At 72.2% G+C, this 18,531-nt stretch carries 16 protein-coding genes; 1 reads left to right on the top strand and 15 read right to left on the bottom strand.

The window, feature by feature from the left end; translation table 11 throughout:
* Positions 1–28 precede the first annotated feature (28 nt).
* From ACZ43H_RS02420 to ACZ43H_RS02390, 7 genes are all read right to left on the bottom strand, one after another.
* The gene (locus ACZ43H_RS02420; RefSeq protein ID WP_464587466.1) at positions 29–763 is read right to left on the bottom strand and encodes an SDR family oxidoreductase; all 735 of its coding nucleotides are present in this window, start codon (positions 761–763) and stop codon (positions 29–31) included.
* Between the two features lie 52 nt (positions 764–815).
* Positions 816–1,340, bottom strand: a complete 525-nt coding sequence (locus ACZ43H_RS02415) for a flavodoxin domain-containing protein (RefSeq protein ID WP_464587465.1) — start codon at positions 1,338–1,340, stop codon at positions 816–818.
* A gap of 80 nt (positions 1,341–1,420) precedes the next feature.
* Entirely contained in the window at positions 1,421–3,403 is a 1,983-nt protein-coding gene (locus tag ACZ43H_RS02410; protein ID WP_464587463.1) for a hydantoinase B/oxoprolinase family protein, read from the bottom strand.
* Positions 3,403–5,511 (bottom strand): hydantoinase/oxoprolinase family protein, encoded by a 2,109-nt coding sequence (locus tag ACZ43H_RS02405; RefSeq protein ID WP_464587462.1) that lies wholly within the window; start codon positions 5,509–5,511, stop codon positions 3,403–3,405. The genes ACZ43H_RS02410 and ACZ43H_RS02405 overlap by 1 nt, the downstream gene beginning before the upstream one ends.
* A 98-nt stretch (positions 5,512–5,609) precedes the next feature.
* Positions 5,610–6,197 carry a GNAT family N-acetyltransferase gene (locus tag ACZ43H_RS02400; RefSeq protein ID WP_464587460.1) on the bottom strand — a complete coding sequence of 196 codons (588 nt, stop codon included), beginning with the start codon at positions 6,195–6,197 and terminating at the stop codon, positions 5,610–5,612.
* Between the two features lie 178 nt (positions 6,198–6,375).
* Positions 6,376–7,044 (bottom strand): lysophospholipid acyltransferase family protein, encoded by a 669-nt coding sequence (locus ACZ43H_RS02395; RefSeq protein WP_464587458.1) that lies wholly within the window; start codon positions 7,042–7,044, stop codon positions 6,376–6,378.
* A gap of 384 nt (positions 7,045–7,428) precedes the next feature.
* Entirely contained in the window at positions 7,429–9,057 is a 1,629-nt protein-coding gene (locus ACZ43H_RS02390; protein ID WP_464587456.1) for a PP2C family protein-serine/threonine phosphatase, read from the bottom strand.
* 70 nt (positions 9,058–9,127) lie between these two features.
* Between ACZ43H_RS02390 and ACZ43H_RS02385 the strand changes: the two genes are divergently transcribed.
* Positions 9,128–9,376, top strand: coding sequence for a DUF2630 family protein (locus ACZ43H_RS02385; RefSeq protein WP_464587454.1), 249 nt, complete (start codon positions 9,128–9,130; stop codon positions 9,374–9,376).
* A 7-nt stretch (positions 9,377–9,383) separates the two neighbouring features.
* Here the strand turns inward: ACZ43H_RS02385 and ACZ43H_RS02380 are convergent, their stop codons facing one another.
* From ACZ43H_RS02380 to ACZ43H_RS02345, 8 genes are all read right to left on the bottom strand, one after another.
* A complete protein-coding gene (locus ACZ43H_RS02380) occupies positions 9,384–9,776 on the bottom strand; it encodes a RidA family protein (protein WP_464587452.1) in 393 nt (130 codons plus the stop codon).
* Between the two features lie 20 nt (positions 9,777–9,796).
* A complete protein-coding gene (locus tag ACZ43H_RS02375; protein ID WP_464587450.1) occupies positions 9,797–11,185 on the bottom strand; it encodes an amidase in 1,389 nt (462 codons plus the stop codon).
* Between the two features lie 100 nt (positions 11,186–11,285).
* The gene (locus ACZ43H_RS02370) at positions 11,286–11,930 is read right to left on the bottom strand and encodes an SRPBCC family protein (RefSeq protein ID WP_464587449.1); all 645 of its coding nucleotides are present in this window, start codon (positions 11,928–11,930) and stop codon (positions 11,286–11,288) included.
* Positions 11,931–11,987: 57 nt separating this feature from the next.
* The gene (cutA, locus tag ACZ43H_RS02365) at positions 11,988–14,381 is read right to left on the bottom strand and encodes an aerobic carbon-monoxide dehydrogenase large subunit (RefSeq protein WP_464587447.1); all 2,394 of its coding nucleotides are present in this window, start codon (positions 14,379–14,381) and stop codon (positions 11,988–11,990) included.
* Entirely contained in the window at positions 14,378–14,866 is a 489-nt protein-coding gene (locus ACZ43H_RS02360) for a (2Fe-2S)-binding protein (protein WP_464587446.1), read from the bottom strand. The genes cutA and ACZ43H_RS02360 overlap by 4 nt, the downstream gene beginning before the upstream one ends.
* Complete coding sequence (locus tag ACZ43H_RS02355; RefSeq protein WP_464587444.1) at positions 14,863–15,687, bottom strand: FAD binding domain-containing protein; 825 nt, start codon at positions 15,685–15,687, stop codon at positions 14,863–14,865. The genes ACZ43H_RS02360 and ACZ43H_RS02355 overlap by 4 nt, the downstream gene beginning before the upstream one ends.
* Entirely contained in the window at positions 15,684–17,060 is a 1,377-nt protein-coding gene (locus ACZ43H_RS02350) for a uracil-xanthine permease family protein (protein ID WP_464587442.1), read from the bottom strand. The genes ACZ43H_RS02355 and ACZ43H_RS02350 overlap by 4 nt, the downstream gene beginning before the upstream one ends.
* Positions 17,061–17,218: 158 nt before the next feature.
* Complete coding sequence (locus ACZ43H_RS02345) at positions 17,219–18,511, bottom strand: PucR family transcriptional regulator (protein WP_464587440.1); 1,293 nt, start codon at positions 18,509–18,511, stop codon at positions 17,219–17,221.
* Between the last annotated feature and the right edge of the window lie 20 nt (positions 18,512–18,531).

The raw sequence follows: 18,531 nt of genomic DNA, 5'->3' as shown, positions 1-18,531 counted from the left end.
GGGCCCTCCCTCCATTGAACGCCGCGGGTCAGGCGCCCACAAGGACGCGCGGCGCCCGGTCGAGCAGGAGGCGCATGGGCCGGGTGCCGACCGGCAGGCCGTACCGGTCGTAGTAGCCGAACATCTGCAGCAGCCAGTCCCGGACCCGTGGCTCGAGGTCGCGGCCCTCGGTCGCCGCCCAGGCCTCGGGCGTGACCTGCTCGACGGTCGAACCGAGCGAGGCGACCAGCTCGCCGGCGGTCGCGGTGAACGACGCGAGCTCGTAGGTCGCCCCGTCGTGCCCGGTCTCAACCAGCACCCGGGCCGCCACGTCCGCCACGTCGTCGAGGTCGGCGAACCCGAACGGCGCCGACGCCCGGTAGGCGAGCCGGACGGTCGTGCCGGCCGCGAAGTTCTGCGCGTAGGCGCCGGGCTGCAGGATCGTCCAGGCGAGCCCGGAGCGGCGTACGACGTCCTCGGCGGCGGCCTTGCCGACGTGGTGCGGCATCGCCGGGACGTAGGGCGAGGCGACCGAGTGCAGGACCAGCCGGGAGACGCCGGACCGCCGCGCGGCGTCCACCACGCGCTCGACGTACGCCGCCTCGTCGTGGTGCATGTTCGGCGCGATGACGTACGCCGCCTCGCAGCCGCCGAGGGCGCCCGGGAGGTCGATCCACGCGGCCCGGCCGAGCGGGATCGCGTCGGCTCCGCGGGCGGCCAGTGCTGCGGTCACGGCACGACCGGTCTTGCCGGTCCCTCCCACCACTGCGACGTGCGTGTCCATCGCGCCCAAGACTCCCAGAATCGCTCGACGTCCTGCCAGCCCCGGTGCGGGCTCAGGCCTGCTGCAGCTCCCGGCCGATGTCCTGCGCCCAGCCGTCGATGTCGGCCCAGTCGCGGAAGTCCCCGGTGGGCAGGAGCTTCTTGCCGGCGGGGAACTTGGTCATCAGCCCCTCCGGGCCCGTGAGCGACTCGGGGTCCAGCGCGCCGAAGAACACCCGGTGGCCGCGGGCGTGCAGGTCCTCCACCAGGCCGGCGACGTCCTTCGGGGTCGCGGCCTCCCGCACGTCATGCCCCTTCGCGTCCTCGGTGTCGGTGCCCAGCGGTCCGCTGCTGAACAGCCAGACCGGGTGGTTGTCGAGCTCGTCGTGGTGGTGCTTCACGAAGCGTCGCGCCTCCTTGCGCCAGTGCCCGGCGTACGCCGCGCTGCCGACGACGAACGCGTCGTAGCCGGTCGGGTCGGCCTCCTGCACCTCCCGGACGTCGACGTCGAGCCCGGACCGGCCGAGGGTCTCCCCGATCCGCTCCGCGATCCCCTCCGTGGCGCCGTGCTTGGTGGCGTAGGCGACGAGTACTCGCATGTCGGTACCTCCTGCCACCAGCGTCGGTGGCAGGAGGTCCCGGCTCCAGAGGCGTATGTCCTCCGGAGCCGGGCCGGCCCTCAGAGCCAGTCGACGTCCGCGGCGGCCGCACCGGCCGCGAGGTGGGCGTAGCCCGGGCCGCGGTCGAAGAACGCTTCGGTGGGCTCGGGACGCGACGCGCGCTCGGCCTGCGTGGCCGCGGCGTCGTGGCCGAGCGAGTCGTCCTCGAGCGAGCCGGTGAGCACGACGCCGTAGTCGGCGAGCGCGGCCTCCGGGGAGACCTTGCGCCAGACCACGTCGCGGACCACGAGCTCGGGGTCGCGCTCGAGCGGGTTGCCCCAGCCGCCGCCACCGGTGGTGCGGATCCGCACCACCTCGCCGGCCTTGATCGGCTCGGCGTCGGCGAGGGCGTCGACCTCGCGCTCGTTCGGGCCACCCGGGTCGACGGTCACCTGGAACGGCTTGCCGGCCAGGCCGCCCTTGACGCCCCAGCAGGCCAGGATCGACCGGTCGGCGATCGACATGAAGTGGGCGTCCTTGAGCATCCGGATGTGCTTCTCGTAGCCCAGGCCGCCACGGAACTGGCCGGCGCCGCCGGAGTCGACCGCCAGGGACAGCGACTCGACGCGGAACGGGAAGCGGGCCTCGGTGAACTCCGTGGGGAGGTTCCGCGAGTCCGGGACGACGTGGATGGTGTCCTCGCCGTCGGCGTAGTAGCGGCCGCCCGAGCCGCCGCCCAGCACCTCGCGCATCAGGTAGGGACGGCCCTCGAGGTCCTCGCCGTACACACCGGTGTAGCGGATCGTCTCCTGGTCGGCGGGCATCCGGCCGTCCACGGCCTTGGCGACGACGCCCGCGAGGACGCCGAGCAGGCGCAGGATCACGAAGGTGCGGGCGTTGGTCGGCGCCGGGAAGACCGGCGTGAGCAGCGTGCCCGGCGGCGGGAACCGCATCTCGATCAGCGGCACGATCCCCTCGTTGACGTCGAGCTCGGCCATCCGCTCGGGGGTGTCGGCGAGGTTGCGCAGGATCGGCGCGAGCCACTTCTTGAGGAAGACGCCGTCGCTGTAGTCACCGCAGTGGTTGATCGGTCCCTTGGCCTGCGGCGAGGTCCCGCCGAAGTCGAGGATCAGCCGCTCACCCTCGGGGTCGTCGGCGGCGGTGCGGGTCAGCGTGATGCGCTGCGTGTGCAGCATCGGCTCGTCGACGCCGTCGTGCTCGGCGTAGTCCTCCCACACCCACTCCCCGACCGGGATCTTGGAGAGGATCTCGCGGCGGTACGTCGTGGTGGTGCGCTCGATGATCGCGTCGAAGCAGGACTCGACGGTCTCGATGCCGTAGCGGTCGAAGAGCTCGCCCAGCCGGCGGGCGCCCATCAGGCAGGCCGAGCACTCGGCGTCGAGGTCGGCGGCCAGCGACTCCGGCATCCGGGAGTTGCGGGTCATGATCGACAGCGCGGCCCGGTTGGGGACGCCCGCGTCCCACAGCCGGATCGGGGGGACCATCAGGCCCTCCTCGAAGACGCTGGTCGCGTTGGAGGGCATCGAGCCCGGGACCGCGCCGCCGATGTCGTCGTGGTGGCCGAAGGCCTGGACGAACGCGACGACGCGTCGCTCACCCTCGGGGCCGGCGAAGACCGGCACGGTGACGCACAGGTCGGGCAGGTGCCCGATGCCGCCCTCGGACTGGTAGACGTCGTTGTGGAAGAAGACGTCCCCCTCCCGCATCTCCTCGATGGGGAAGTCGCGGGCCACCGGGTGCACCAGGGCGCTGTAGGAGCGGCCGGTGAGCTTGCGCAGCAGCCGGTCGTGGATGCCGGCCCGGAAGTCGTGGGCGTCGCGGATCATCGGGCTGCGGCTGGTGCGGCCGATGGCGGTCTCGACCTCCATCTCGACGCTGGCCAGCGAGCCCTGGACGATCTCGACAAGCACCGGGTCGGCGCTCGCGCCGGCGTCGGCGGTCAGGTGGCCGAACGGGAACTGGGTGGGCGCGCGCCGGCTGGCGGTGTCCGCCTCCGCGGCGGAGGGGGGCGTGACGACGACGCCCGTGGAGCTGGTGCACATCAGATGCTCTCCTCGGCGGTGCGGGTGACGATGATGTTGAGGAACTCGTCGATGCGGGCGGTGAAGCCCGGGTGCAGCGGCACCGTCGACCCGAACTCCTCGATGATGGCCGGACCGACCACGACCGTGCCGGGTGCGAGGTCGGCGCGCCACAGCACGGGCGTGTCGACGTACCCCTCGGCGGCGTCGAAGCAGACCTCGCGGCGGCCCTTCTCGGACGGCACGGAGCCGTCACCCAGCGGGGCCCTCTGGATCTCCGGGCGCTGGATCGGGCCGATGCCCGAGACGCGCAGGTTGACCCACTCGACCTGCTGGGCCGGGTCGCCGGCGAAGTCGTAGCCGTAGAGCGCGGTGTGCTCGGCGTGGAAGCGACGCGCGACCTCGTCGAGCGCGGCCTGGTCAATCGGCCCGTCCGGCACGGCCACGCGCACCTCGAAGGCCTGACCGAAGTAGCGCAGGTCGGCGGTGCGGACGAAGGAGTGCTGCTCCTCGGGGAAGCCCTCCTTGGTCAGCGCCTCGATGGCCTGCCCGGTCAGCGCGTCGAGGACGCCGCCGACCGTGGCCGGGTCGAGCGCGTCGGCCAGCGAGACGTGGGTCTGCACGTAGTCGTTCTTGACGTCGACGGTGAGCAGGCCGAACGCGGAGACGTTGCCCGGGTTCGGCGGCACCAGCACCGTGGGCAGCCCGAGGACGTCGACGAGCCGGCACAGCAGCAGCGAGCCGGAGCCGCCGAACGTGGTCAGGGCGAAGTCGCGCACGTCGAGGCCGCGCTTGACCGTCACCTGGCGCAGCGCGTTGGCCTGGTTCCAGGCGGAGATCTCGAGGATGCCGGTGGCGCAGGCCTCCGGGGTGAGACCGAGCTTGGAGGCGAGCTGCTCGATGCCGTCCCGGGCCGCCTGCACGTCGAGCGGGATCTCGCCGCCGAGCAGGTGCGGAGGGATCCGGCCGAGGAAGACGTGGGCGTCGGTGATGGTGACCTCGGTGCCGCCCTTGCCGTAGCAGAGCGGGCCGGGGTCGGCGCCGGCCGACTGCGGGCCGACCTTGAGGGTGCCCTCGGGCGAGAGCCAGGCGATCGAGCCGCCACCGGCACCCACGGTCACGACGTCGATCATCGGGATCTTGGAGGGGAACGCGCCGACCGAGCCCTCGGTGGTCAGCGTCGGATCGCCGTCGATGACGACCGACACGTCGGTCGACGTACCGCCGCCGTCGCTGGTCAGCACCTTGTCGTAACCCGCGACCTTGGCGATCAGCGCGGCGCCCAGGGCGCCCGCGGCGGGGCCGGAGAGCACGGTGGTGATCGGCTGGTGCACGACCTCGTCGGCCGAGAGAACGCCGCCGTTGGACTTCATGACGTAGAACGGCACCTTCCGCTCACCGGCGTAGTCGGCGAGGCGGGCCTTGATGTTGTTGACGTACGCCGAGAGCCGCGGCTTCACGGCGGCGTCGACCAGCGTCGTCATCGCGCGCTCGTACTCGCGGTACTCGCGCAGCACCTCGCTGGAGAGCGAGACGACGGCGTCGGGGTGCTCCTCGGCGAGCACGGCGCGCATCCGCTCCTCGTGCTCGGGGTTGGCGTAGGCGTGCAGGAAGCAGACGCCGAGCGTGTTGATGCCCTGGTCGCGGAACCAGCGGGCGACCGCGCGGGCACCCTCCTCGTCGAACGGGCGGACCTCGGCGCCGGTGAAGTCGAGCCGGCCACCCACGCCCTTGACGAGGTGGCGGGGCACGATCCGCTCGGGCTTGACCCAGAAGTAGGAGTTGCCGTAGCCGTCGGGCACCGACTGGCGGGCGATCTCGAGCATCGCCTCGTAGCCCTCGGTGGTCACGAAGCCGAGCCGGTCGACCTTGCCCTCGAGGAGCTGGTTGGTGGCGACCGTGGTGCCGTGGCTGACGGCGCTGATCGCGTCACCGTGGCCGGTCGGCAGGCCCATCAGGCCGAGCACCTTGTCGATGCCGGCCATGAAGCCGTCGGCCGGGTTGCTCGGGGTGGAGGGGGTCTTGGTGGTGACGAGCGAGCCTGCGTCCTCGTCGAAGGCGACCACGTCGGTGAACGTGCCGCCGGTGTCGATGCCGATCCGGATCCGTCGCGGGGTGGGAGGTGCCATGGCTCGATTCAATCGCTCCACGACTCCCACGGGCCACGGCAGAATCTGCCGACGGAACGCTCATCCGACGGCAACCTCTGCCATCGGCCCGTGGTGGCTCAGCGGTCGGGCGCCGGCTCCGACGTCGGCCGCCACTCCCGCCGGAGCAGCCCGTAGACCCACGAGTCGGAGACGACGCCGTCCACCACACAGTCCTCGCGCAGCGTCCCCTCGCGGGCGAACCCGAGCTTCTCCAGCACGCGGGCCGACGCCACGTTGCGGGTGTCGGTCTCGGCCTGGACGCGATTCAGGTCCAGCGTGTCGAACGCCCAGCCCAGCAGGGCGCCCGCGGCCTCGGTCGCGTAGCCGTGGCCCCACGCCACCTCGGCGTAGCAGTGGCCCAGCGCCGCGCTGCGGTAGCCGGGGTTCCAGCGGCTCAGGCTGCACCACCCGAGGAACGCCCCGTCGGAGACCCGGTCCACGGCCAGCCGCGCTCCGGTGCCATCCTCGGCCAGCTGCCGACAGGCCGCGATGAACCGCTCGGCGCGGCCGCGGTCGCCCCACGGCGGCGAGTCCCAGTAGCGCAGCACGTGCGCGCTGCTGTGCAGCGCGAAGAGGTCGTCCACGTCCGTGTCGTCGAAGGGGCGCAGTCGCAGCCGCTCGGTCTGCAGCGTGGGGGTGGCCAGCGTGGGGGTGGGCGGCGACATGCGCGTCATGTTCCCCGCGTGCCCGGTGACCGATCAACCGGATATGCCACCCCCCGCCTGCTCCCCCGCGTCCACTTGTCGAACTGGGCCGAGATCGGAGACGAGATGGGCCTGATTCGGCGCTTGGGACCGAATCCGGCCCATCTCGAGACCGAATCAGGCCCAGTTCAACGATGGGTCAGGTGTCGGTGGGGCGCTCGTTGTAGATGCCGGCCTCTTCCTGCCCGGACAGCTTCTGGATGGCGGTCATGATCTCGTCGGTGACCTCGCGGCGGGCGCGGCCGAGGGGTACGCCGTCGTACCGCCCGACGACGTCGATCGGCTCCCCGAACCGCACGGTGATCGGGACGACCCTCGGCCGGTTGGAGCCGACCGGCTGGAGCTTCTCGGTGCCGGTCAGCCCGACGGGTACGACGAGCACGCCGGCGGTGAGTGCGAGGTGCGCGACGCCGGTGCGCCCGCGGTAGAGCCGGCCGTCGCGCGAGCGGGTGCCCTCGGGGTAGATGCCGAACGCCTCTCCCCGACCCAGCACCTCCAGGGCCGTGTCGAGGCTGGCGATGGCCGCCTTGCTGTCGTCCCGGTCGACCGGCAGCATGCCGATCCCCTCGAACCACAGCCGCGACAGCGTGCCCTTGACCCCGCGGCCGGTGAAGTAGTCGGACTTGGCCAGGAACACCACCTTGCGCGGCACGACGCACGGGATGACGACCGAGTCGGCGAAGCTGAGGTGGTTGCTGGCCAGGATCACCCCGCCGGTCGGCGGCACGTTCTCCAGCCCGATGACGGTCGGTCGCCAGACCGCCCTGGCCACCGGCGGGACCACCCGGTGCAGCACGCCGTAGATCATGCCGGCCATTCTCACCCACCCGACGGCGCACGCCGTACGACGTCCATGGCGTGCGGCGCGTCGCCGCCCGGGCAGACGCCACCGGCGCCCCCCGACACCCTCCCCCGTGCAGTGCGAGGGGCCCTTGGGAGTATGAGTCACAAGGGCCCCTCTGGTGACCGGTCAGGTGACGCTCCCGGTCGGTGGTTCTTCGGCTGCGGCTCCGCTGATCCCGTCACCCGATCCTCGCGACGTCTCACCCGTCGAGTGAGCCCTCGCCTCCCGAACCATCGCGCTCCTCCCGAAGGAAGTGGCGCACCTCCATGGTGTGCCGGGGCGCCCGACGGCTGACAGGGACCAACGTCCCGGCGGCCGCCGCCGACCGACCCGGGCGACCCCCCTCGATCAGGGGATGGCCGGTGCGGTGCCCTCATGCGCCACGATGTCGCGGGAGGCGCGCATGACGAGCAGGGCGACGTCGTCCTCGGAGCGCCCCGAGAGCTGGCCGAGCAGCCGGTCGCACAGCTCGTCGGCGGTCAGCCCGTGCTGGCCCTCGACCGCGCTCACCAGCCACGCCAGGCCGGCGTCGATCGTGGCGCCGCGGCGCTCGACGAGACCGTCGGTGTAGATGACCAGGCTCGATCCGGGCTCGAGCGCCAGGGTGTGGTCGGTCCGGTCGGCGTCGACGTTGAGGCCGAGCAGCAGGTCCGGGTCGGTCTCAAGCAGGCGCGCGGTGCCGTCGGCGGACAGCAGCACCGGCGGCGGGTGCCCGGCGTTGCACCACCGCAGCGAGAGCCGGCACCCGTCGGGACCCTCTCCGGACTCGAGCTGGGCGAGGACCGCGGTCGCGACCACGTTCACGTCGAGGCCGTGCATCGCGTGGTCGAGCCCCGAGAGGACCGAGGCCGGGGACTCCGGTCGGGAGTAGGCGACGCCGCGGACCAGGTTGCGGATCTGGCCCATGGACGCCGCCGCGTGCTCGTCGTGCCCGGCCACGTCACCGACCACGAGGGCCAGCCGCCCGTCCGGCAGCCGGAACGCGTCGTACCAGTCCCCGCCGACCTGGGCGACCTCCGCGGCCGGCTGGTAGCGCACCGCCAGGTCGAGCCCCCCGATGGTGGCCGGGCGGGCGAGCAGGCTGCGTTGCAGCGCCTCGGACCAGGTGCGCTCGGCCTCCCGGATCAGCACCCGCTCCAGGGCCTGGGTGAGCGCCGCAGCCACCAGCCGCAGGAAGTCGAGGTAGTCGCCATCGCGTGGCAGCCGGGGACTGAGCCGCACCACGAGGTGGGCGTCGAGCCCGGAGTCCTCGTCGGCGAGCGGGAGCCAGGCGACCAGTCCGTCGTCGGTCGAGTCGAGCGACAGGTCGCCCTCGGGCGGGAGGATCGGCTCCTCGGGCAGCGTGAGGTCGGGGTCGGCGTTCGGCACGCCGGAGACCCGCACGTCCAGGGCCGACCAGTCGTCGACGTTCTGCCGGAGCACCGACAACGCCCGACCGGGCACGTCCTCGACCCGCTCGACCGAGGCGAGCTCGTCGCCGAGCCGGGTCAGCAGCTGCAGCCGGCGACCGATCACCATCTGCGCCGTCGTCTCGGTCGCGATGTCGATGATCCCCTCCACCGTGCCGTCCTCACCCGTCACCGGGGAGTAGGAGTAGGTGAAGTAGCAGTCCTCGAGGTAGCCGTTGCGGCTCAGCGGCAGGTAGGTGTTCTCGTGCCAGGTGGCGCCGCCACCGTTGCGCACCCCCTGCATGAGAGGGCCGATCACGTCCCACGCCTCGGGGAAGATCTCCTGGGCGGGACGACCGAGGGCGCCCGGGTGCTTGTCGGCGATCATCTCGACGTAGGCCTCGTTGTAGACGAGGACGAACTCCGGGCCCCAGAGCAGCGTGACCGGGAACCGGGTGTTCAGCGCCACGCCGACCGAGTTGCGCAGGGCCAGGCTCCAGTCCTCGACCGGGCCGAGCGAGGTGGCAGCCCAGTCGACGCCGGCGTAGGCGTCACGCAGCGTTCCTGCGTCGTCGAAGAGGTCGGCCACCGCCGAAGCATTCCACGCCCGTGGTCGCTTCGCGGCTTCCTGGCCGAACCGCGCGGTGCGACACTGGACCATGGCCGAGGACGACGTCATCCTGCACCGCATCCACGCGCTCATCGACGAGGAGCACCGGCTGCGCCAGTCGCTGGCCGACGGCGACATCACCCCGACCGAGGAGCACGCGCGGCTCAAGCGGCTCGAGGTCGAGCTCGACCAGTGCTGGGACCTGCTCCGCCAGCGTCGCGCTCGGCGGGAGTTCGGCCGCAACCCCGACAGCGCCGAGGTGCGTCCGGAGGGGACGGTCGAGGGCTACCTGGAGTGACCGCGGCTCAGGTGACCGCGACCGCCTCCACCTCCACCAGCTGCTCCTCGTAGCCCAGCAGCGGGACGGCCAGCAGCGTGCTCGGCGCCGGGTGCTCGCCGAACGCCGCGCGCACCACCTCCCAGACGGCGACCAGGTCCTCGCGCCGGCTGGTGGCGACGTAGATCGTCGACTTCGCGACGTCCTCGAGGCGCGCCTCGGCCGCCGCGAGGGCGATGACCAGGTTGTCCATCACCCGTCGCGCCTGGCCGGCGTAGTCGCCCACCGGCCCGATCCGGCCCGCGTCGTCCAGCGGGCAGGCCCCTGCGGTGAACACGAGGGCGCCGCCCGACACCCGCGCGGCGTAGGCGTACTGCGCACGGTCGGACAGGGCGGGGGTGCGGACGAGCTCGAGGGTCATGCCTCGACCGTAGACCGGTCTCAGGCGACCGCGGCCTCGAACGCCGCCGCGACCTCGAGCAGCCGCCACTCGGCGCCGTGCGGAGCCACGACCTGGATGCCGACCGGCAGCCCGTCCCGGGTGCGGCCCGCAGGCACGGAGATCGCCGGGCACCCGGTGACGGTGATGAAGTAGGCCGAGCGCATCCAGTCCAGGTAGGTCTCCATCGGCCGGCCGTTGATGGCCGACGGGAACTCCTGGTCGGCCGGGAACGGCGGGACCTGCGAGACCGGCAGCACCAGCACGTCGTACGACGCGAAGAACTCCCGCATCCGCTCCGAGAGGGTGGTGCGCTGGGTGTAGGCGCGGGCCACGTCGGCCCCCGTCAGCGACTCGCCCGCCCGGATGTTGTCGGCCAGCGACTGCTTGAACGCCTCGGGGTGCTCGGCCAGCATCCGGCCGAACTTCGCCTGGAAGTGCCAGGCGCGCAGCGTCCGGAACGTGTCGTCGGCGAGCGAGAGGTCGGGGTGGGCCTCGGCCACCGAGGCGCCGGCGCCGGCGAAGACGGAGGCCGAGCCGGAGACGACCGCCGCCACCTCGTCGTCGACCTCGAAGGCGCCGCCGAGATCGACCGACAGGGCCACGCGCAGGCCGGACAGCGACCCCGGCCCCAGCCCCGCGAACATCGAGCCCGGGTCGCCGAGGGCCTGCGGCACCCGCGGGTCGGGACCGGCCATCACCGAGAGCAGCAGCGCCAGGTCGCCCACGTTGCGGGCCATCGGGCCGCCGACCGAGGTGGTCTCCCACTGGTTGTAGAGCGGCCACTCCGGGACGCGACCCAGCGAGGGGCGCAGCCCCACCACGCCGCAGAACGACGCCGGGTTGCGCAGCGACCCGCCCATGTCCGACCCGTCGGCCAGCGGCACCATGCCGGCGGCCAGCGCGCACGCCGCTCCCCCGCTCGACCCGCCCGCGGACCGGGTCGGGTCGACCGGGTTCAGCGTGGTGCCGAAGACGGTGTTGAAGGTGTGCGATCCCGCGGCGAACTCGGGCACGTTGGTCTTGCCGATCGTCACCACGCCGGCGCGGCGTACCCGCTCGACGATCAGCTCGTCGGCCTGCGGCACGTGGTCGGCGAACAGCGGAGAGCCGTACGTGGTGCGCCAGCCGGCGACCGCGTGGGTGTCCTTGAACGCGAAGGGCAGGCCGTGCAGCGGACCGGTCGTCGCGCCCGAGGCCAGCGCCTCGTCGGCCGCGGCAGCACCCTCCCGCGCCCGCTCCTCATCCAGGGAGACGATCGCGTTCAGCTCCGGGTTGCGTTCGGCGATGCGCTCGAGGTGGAGGTCGAGCAGCTCGCGCGCCGAGATCGCGCCGGAGCGTACGGCGACGGCCTGCTCGCGTGCCGTGGACCCGACGGTCAGGTCGCCCATGGGCCCGACTTCTCAGCCAGTTCCGGACGTTCTGGGGTGTTGCAACGGCTGAGAACGTCAGGAGTCACCGGTTCACCGGCGATTCCTGCAACCGCCACCATCACCGCCGCCGTCCGAAGATCCCGCCGACCACGACGCCGGCCAGCACCAGCCCGGCGCCGACCAGGATGCCCTTGAGGAAGTCGTCCTGGTTGCCGAGGGCGGTCGGCTTCGGGGGTGCGACGAAGACGCCCGGCTGGGCCTCGACGGGAGCGCCGACGGCGGCGGCCGCCTCGGCGACGCCGACGGGCGCCGGGGCCGGGGCGGCGCCGGTGAGCACGGCGTCGACGTTGCCGAAGAACTCCCCCGCCATCCGGCGCGAGACGCTGGTCAGCATCCGCTGGCCGACGCCGCCGACCATGCCACCCACGACCGCGTCGGCGTCGTAGGTGATGGTGGTGGTGCCGTCGCCGCCGTCGCGGAAGCCGACGTTGACGTCCGCCCCGATGGTGCCCGGGGCACCGGCGCCCTGGAGCTTCATCACCAGCGAGGAGTGCGGCTCGAGGTCGGACAGCTCGCACGAGCCGGCGTAGGTGCCCTTGATCGCCGCGACGCCGGCGGTCACGGTCATCGCGTAGGCGTTCTCGCCGGTCGCCTCGAGGCGCTCGCAACCGGGGATGGTGCGCACCAGCACCGACGGGTCGAGCAGCGCCGCCCAGACCTGGTCGACGGGGGCGTTGAGGGTGGCGTCTCCGGTGAACTTCATGGGGTCTCCTTGGGGGTTCCGGGGTTTCGAGGCTCAGGCGCGGGGCGCCTTCGCACCTCAACCACCGGACGCGTGCTGTGACCGTGAGCGGAGCTCGAAGAGCTCGGACGGCGAGATGGGCATGGCGGTGATCGGGAAGCCCTCGGCGTCCTCGATCGCGGAGGCGAAGACGGCGGAGGTCGGGATGACCCCGGCCTCGCCCGCGCCCTTGATGCCGAGCGGGTTGAGTGGCGACGGCGTCTCGAGGTGGTCGATCTCGATCGAGTTCGGCACCTCGGTGACGTAGGGCATCAGGAAGTCCATGAACGAGGCGTTGAGCAGCTGGCCGGACTCGTCGTACGCCATCCGCTCGTAGAGCGCGCCGCCGATGCCCTGCGCGACGCCGCCGTGGATCTGGCCCTCGACGATCATGGGGTTGATCAGGTGGCCGCAGTCGTGGACGACGGCGTACTTGAGGATCCGGATCTCGGCGGTCAGCGGATCGGTCTCGACGATCGCGGCGTGCATGCCGGAGGCGAAGGTCGCGCGCTCGGGCGAGTAGAAGTCCTTGCCCTCCAGGCCCGGCTCCTCGTCCTCGGCGACCGGCGGCTTGCCGGGGTCGCCGACCGAGAACTGGGTGGCGGCCTTCGACGCCTCGTCGAAGGCGTAGCGCAGCGGGTTGGACAGCACCGACACGGTGCCGAGGTCGATCGCGGTGCCGGGCGAGCCCTTGACCGAGACGACGCCGTCGACGATCTGCAGGTCGGACTCGTCCGCCTCGAGCGCGTCGGCGGCGATCTTGAGGACCTTCTCCTTGGCCCGCTTGGCCGCGAGGTGGATCGCCGAGCCGCTCATCACCGCGGCGCGGGAGGCGAACGTGCCGACGGCGTACGGCATCCGCCGGGTGTCACCGGTGACCACCTCGACGTCCTCGAACCTCACCCCGAGCTCGTCAGCGACGAGCTGGGCGAAGACGGTGGCGTGGCCCTGGCCCTGGGTGGTCAGGCCGGTCGCGACCTTGACCTTGCCGGAGGTCTCGATGTGGACGTGGGCGCCCTCGTAGGGGCCGACGCCGGTGCCCTCGACGTAGCAGGCCAGCCCGATGCCGACCTTGCGGCCGGCGGCGGCCATGGACTTCTGGAACGTCGGGAAGTCGTCCCACCCGATCAGCTCCTTGAGCTTCTCCAGCGACGCCGGGTAGTCGCCGGAGTCGTACTCGAGCTCGCGGCCGTCCTGGAAGACCAGGCCCTGGTCGTAGGGGAACTCGTCGGGCTGGATGAAGTTGGCCGCGCGTACCTCGGTGCGGTCCTTGCCGAGGTACGCCGCGATCGCGTCCATGGTCCGCTCCATGACGTAGCAGCCCTGCGGCCGCCCGGCGCCGCGATAGGGCGTGACCATCACGGTGTTGGTGTAGAGCGACTCGAAGACGACCCGGTAGTTCTGCGGCTTGTAGGGGCCGAGCAGCTGGGTCGAGGTGATGATCGGGACGATCAGGCCGTACGGCGAGTAGGCGCCGTGGTCGTGCCAGAACTCGACGTCCAGCCCGAGCAGGCGGCCCTCGTCGTCGAACCCGACCGACACGTGGTGGACCTGGCCGCGCTCGTGCGCGGAGGAGATGAAGTGCTCCCGGCGGTCCTCGGTGAACTTCACGGTGCGGCCGAGGGCGCGGGCCGCCATCGGCACCAGCAGCTCCTCGGGCCAGGGGTGGTTGATCTTCACGCCGAAGCCACCGCCCACGTCGGGGGTGATCACGTCGACCTGGCCCAGGTCGAGCCCGAGCTTGACCGCCACCGCGGCGCGGACGCCGGTCGAGGTCTGGGTCGAGGTCCACACCTGCATCCGGTTGATGTCGGCGTCCCAGCGGGCGACGGTGCCGCGGCCCTCCATCGGCATGCAGGCGCTGCGCTCGATGGTGAGGTCGAGCTCGAGACGGTGCGGGGCCTTCGCGATCGCGGCCGGTGCGTCACCGACGTTCTGCTCGAGGCGGGCGCCGACGTTGCCCGGCACGTCCTCGTGGACCAGGTGCGTGGCCGCGCGGGCCCTGTCGATGCCGACGACTGCCGGCAGGAACTCGTAGGAGACCTTGATCCGCGACACCGCGTCCTCGGCGACGTATCGGTCGTCGGCGACCACGAAGGCGATCGCCTCGCCGACGTAGTTCACCTCGTCCCTGGCCAGGGCGTACTGCGTGCGGCCGTGGGTGAGCGCCGGGTGCGGGATCAGCAGCGGCAGCGGCTCGGCCATCGGGCCGGTGAGGTCGTCGTGGGTCCAGACCGCATGCACCCCGTCGAGGTCGAGCACCTCGTCGACGTCGATGTCGGTGATCCGGGCGTGGGCGTGCGGGCTGCGCAGCACGGCGGCGTGCAGGGTGCCCGGCGAGACGGCCACGTCGTCGACGTACCGGCCCAGGCCGCGCAGGAAGCGCTGGTCCTCCACCCGCTGGACGGGCGTGCCCATCAGCTTCGTGGTCATGCGCGCTCCTCGATCAGCTCGGCGGCGCGCTCGACCGCCTTCACGATGTTCTGGTAGCCGGTGCAGCGGCACAGGTTGCCGGCGATCATGTCGCGGCACTGCTCGCGGGTGGGCGTGGGGTTCTCCTCCAGCCCGGCGGTGATCGTCGTCAGGAAACCGGGCGTGCAGAAGCCGCACTGCAGGCCGTGGCACTCCGCGAACGCCTGCTGCACCGGACCGAGCGAGCCGTCGTCGTTGGTGAGCCCCTCGACCGTGGTGATCTCGGCGTCCACGGCGGAGACCGCGAACATCAGGCAGGAGCGCATCGGCCGGCCGTCGACGAGGACCGTGCAGGCGCCGCAGACGCCGTGCTCGCAGCCGACGTGGGTGCCGGTCAGGCCGAGGTCGTGGCGCAGCGCGTCGGACAGCAGCCGCCGGGCCGGCACCTCGACGTCGTGGGCCACCCCGTTCACGGTGAGGCGGACGTCGTGCAGCTGTTCGGTCATCGGCGTTCCTTCGCGTCGTCGTGGGCCGCACGGACGACCCGTTCGGTCAGCACGCGGACCAGCTGGGCGCGGTACGCCGCGGTCGCGTGGATGTCGTCGGCGGGCTCGAGGTGCGCCAGCGCGGCCTCGGCCACCTGGTCGAGCGGCACGCCGCTGAGGTCCACCACGGTGGGGACGTCGGCGACGGACACGAAGCCGCAGCGCACCGAGTCGCCGTCGACGAGGGCGGCCACGCCGGCGAGGGCGTAGTCGCCGTGCCGGCGGGCGATCTCCTCGAAGGCGACACCGGCCCCGGCCGGGAGCGCCGGGAAGAAGGCGGACACCGCGATCTCGTCGTGGTGCAGGGCCGACTCGAGCGGGCCGAGGTAGAGGTCCTCGGCCGCGATCGTGCGGCGGCCGGCGGTCGACTCGACGTCGACCGAGCCGCCGAGCAGGCTCAGGACCACCGGCATCTCGGCCGCCGCGTCGGCGTGCACGATCGAGCCGACGGTGGTCCCGCGGTTGCGGATGGTCGCGTGGGCGACGTGCTCGAGAGCCATCGCCAGCAGCGGCTGGACCCGGCGGGCCTCGACGGAGGCGAGCACGTCGGCGTGCCGGGCGAGGGCGCCCACGCGCACGCCCTCGTCCGACACCCGGATGTCGGCCAGGCCCGGGAGCCCGTTGATGTCGACGAGCAGCGACGGCGCCGCCAGCCGCATCGACAGCAACGGGACCAGGCTCTGGCCTCCGGCCAGCACCTTGGCGTTCGGCTCGCCGGCCAGGGCCTCGAGGGCCTCCGGCAGCGACCCCGGGCGGCGGTAGTCGAACGGTGCCGGCTTCACAGCGCGCGCGTGACCTCGTCGGCACCCCGGTGCGTGGGACCGGTGTGGTGACCACGGTTCACGAGGTGGAAGTAGACGATCACCATGATCGTGCCCAGGGCGATGCCGCTCAGCGAGAAGTTGTCGCTGAACTGCAGCGTGACCCCGCCGATACCGGCGATGAGACCGCCGGCGAGGCCGACCATGTTCACGGGGTTGCCGAAGTCGACACCGTTCTCCACCCAGATCTTGGCGCCCACGAGGCCGATCATCCCGTAGAGGACGACGGTGATGCCGCCCAGGACCCCGCCCGGGGTGGCGCTGACGATGGCTCCGAACTTCGGGCACAGGCCGAGCAGGATGGCCACGACCGCGGCCACGTAGTACGCCGCCGTCGAGTAGACCCGGGTGGCCCCCATGACGCCGATGTTCTCGGCGTACGTCGTGGTCGGCGAGCCGCCGAACAGGCTGGCCAGCGCGGTGCCGAAGCCGTCGGCGGCGATGGCCTTGCCCATGTAGGGGTCGAGGTCGTCGCCGGTCATCTCCGCCACGGCCTTGACGTGGCCGGTGTTCTCCGCAACCAGCGCGATGACACCCGGCAGCACCAGCAGGATGAAGGTGAGCGAGAAGCTCGGCGCGTGCACGACCGAGACACCGTCAGGAAGGCTGCCGCTGGGGAAGCCGATCCAGTCGGCGCCCTTGACCAGCGCCCAGCTGACCCGGTCGTGGTCGATCTCCTTGCCCTGGCTCGCGCCGGTGATGGAGTGGATCTGGCCGAAGACAGCGTCGAAGATCCACGACACCACGTAGCCGAAGACCAGCGCGAGCAGCACTGCGATCCGCGACCAGAAGCCGGGAAAGAGCACCGCCGCACAGGTCATGAACGTCGCCGTGGCCAGCGCGACCCACTGGTCCTGGGGCCAGTAGATGCCCGCGACCACGGGGGCGAGGTTGAAGCCGATGAGCATGACGACCGCGCCGGTGACGGCCGGCGGGAGGATCTTGTGGATCATCCCGGAGCCGGCGAAGTGCACCAGCACGCCGATCGCGAGCAGCACGAGGCCGGCGACCATGATCGCGCCGGTGACCTGGGCGGAGTCGCCGCCCTGGGCACGGATCGCCGCCACACCGGCGACGAACGAGGCGCTGGTGCCGAGGTAGCTCGGCACCCGGTTGGAGCAGATCAGCAGGAACAGGATCGTGCAGATGCCGGAGAACATGATCGCCAGGTTGGGGTCGAGCCCCATGACGATCGGGAAGACGAACGTGGCGCCGAACATCGCAACGACGTGCTGGGCGCCGAGACCGAGGGTCTTGCCCCACGGCAGGCGCTGGCGTGGGCCGACGGCCTCGCCCGGTGCGGGATTGATGACATCCCACTTGAACATCGACATGTTGGGAGGACCCTTTCGCTGAGTGACGGCCCCGAGAAGCAACAAGTTAGTGATCTACATGACACACCCACGATGGCGACAGATGCCGAAGGAACACCGCTCCTGCTGGCACCTGTTGTCGGCGAGCCACCCTCCCGGGGTCCGTCACCGGGACGTGATCAGCCCGTGATCTCCAGGACCCGCAGCGCCACGGCGACGTCGAGCCTCAGGTGCGGATCGGTGGAGAGCGGACCCAGCAGCCGCTCGAGCTTCGAGACCCGGTAGCGCATCGTGTTGTAGTGGAAGAACTGCAGGCGGGCCGCCTCGGCCACGTTGAAGTTGGTGTCCAGCAGCACCTGCAGCGTCTCCCGCAGGTCCGCGGCCTCGGTCGTGCCCTCGGACAGCGGACCGAGCACGTCGCGCGTGAAGGAGCGCAGCTCGGCGGTGTCGGGCACCAGCGCGATCAGCCGGTGCAGGCCGAGCTGGTCGAAGAACGTCGTCGACCCTCCCCCGGAGACCCTGCGGCCGACCTCCACGGCCCGGCGGGCCTGGGCGTAGGCCTCGGGCAGCTCGTCGAGCGTGTGCGCCACCCGGCTGACCCCCACCGAGAACGGCCGCCGACCGCCGCCCTTGTCGCCGGAGACCGCGGTGACCACACGTCGTACGACGCCGTGGCCGGCGACCGGCTCGACGTCCCCGTCGGCGAGGGGCAGCAGCGTGACCACCTCCGAGGAGAAGTCCACGCTCGGGATCCCCGGGTCCAGGGTCCGGCTCACCTGGCGCCACGCGGCCGAGAAGCGCTCCTGCCACTGGCGCCGCTGCTCGCGCGACGGCGCGGGCTCCTCGGGGGCGACCGGGTCGATCTCGGCGGCCACCACGACGACGGGGCGGCGCAGGTCCCAGCCGAAGGTGTCGGCGTGCTCGGCGACCGCCTCGGTGTCGTTGGTGCGGCGCAGCAGCAGGTCGCGCAGGAAGTCGCCCTGGTACTTGTTCTCGACGGCGGTGACCGCCTCCTCGCGGGTGATCAGCAGCGCAGCGACCGCGGCCGCCCGTTCGAGGGCGTGCACGTCGTCGGAGGAGATCGGCCCGTCGGCGCGCAGGCAGACCAGGCGGGCGAGGTCGACGCCGCCCGCCGCCACCCGCAGGCCCCGGACCTCGCCCCCGCCGACCGGTGCGGTCTCGCCGATCCGCTCGATCCGGACCCGGCCGGTGGGGTCGAGCAGGCCGTGGCGCTGCAAGGCCTCCCGGTCCGCGGGCTCCAGCGCCGCGGACCGCTCGCGACCGTCGCTGGAGCTGAACAGCACGCCCACGCCGAGGACGCGGGCGACCTCGGCCGCGATCCCGTCGAGGTTGCCACCCTCCAGCACGATCTGGGTCAGCCCGGTGTGCAGCGCGTCCACGCGCGCCAGGGCCGCCGCCGCGCGGTCCTGTCCCGACCCGACCCCGCCTGACTGCTCACCGGTGGTTATCAACGTTTGCGCTCCCCTTGCCG

It is taken from the genome of Nocardioides sp. DN36, assembly GCF_055380375.1.
This window is presented reverse-complemented; position numbering and strand designations above follow the sequence as displayed.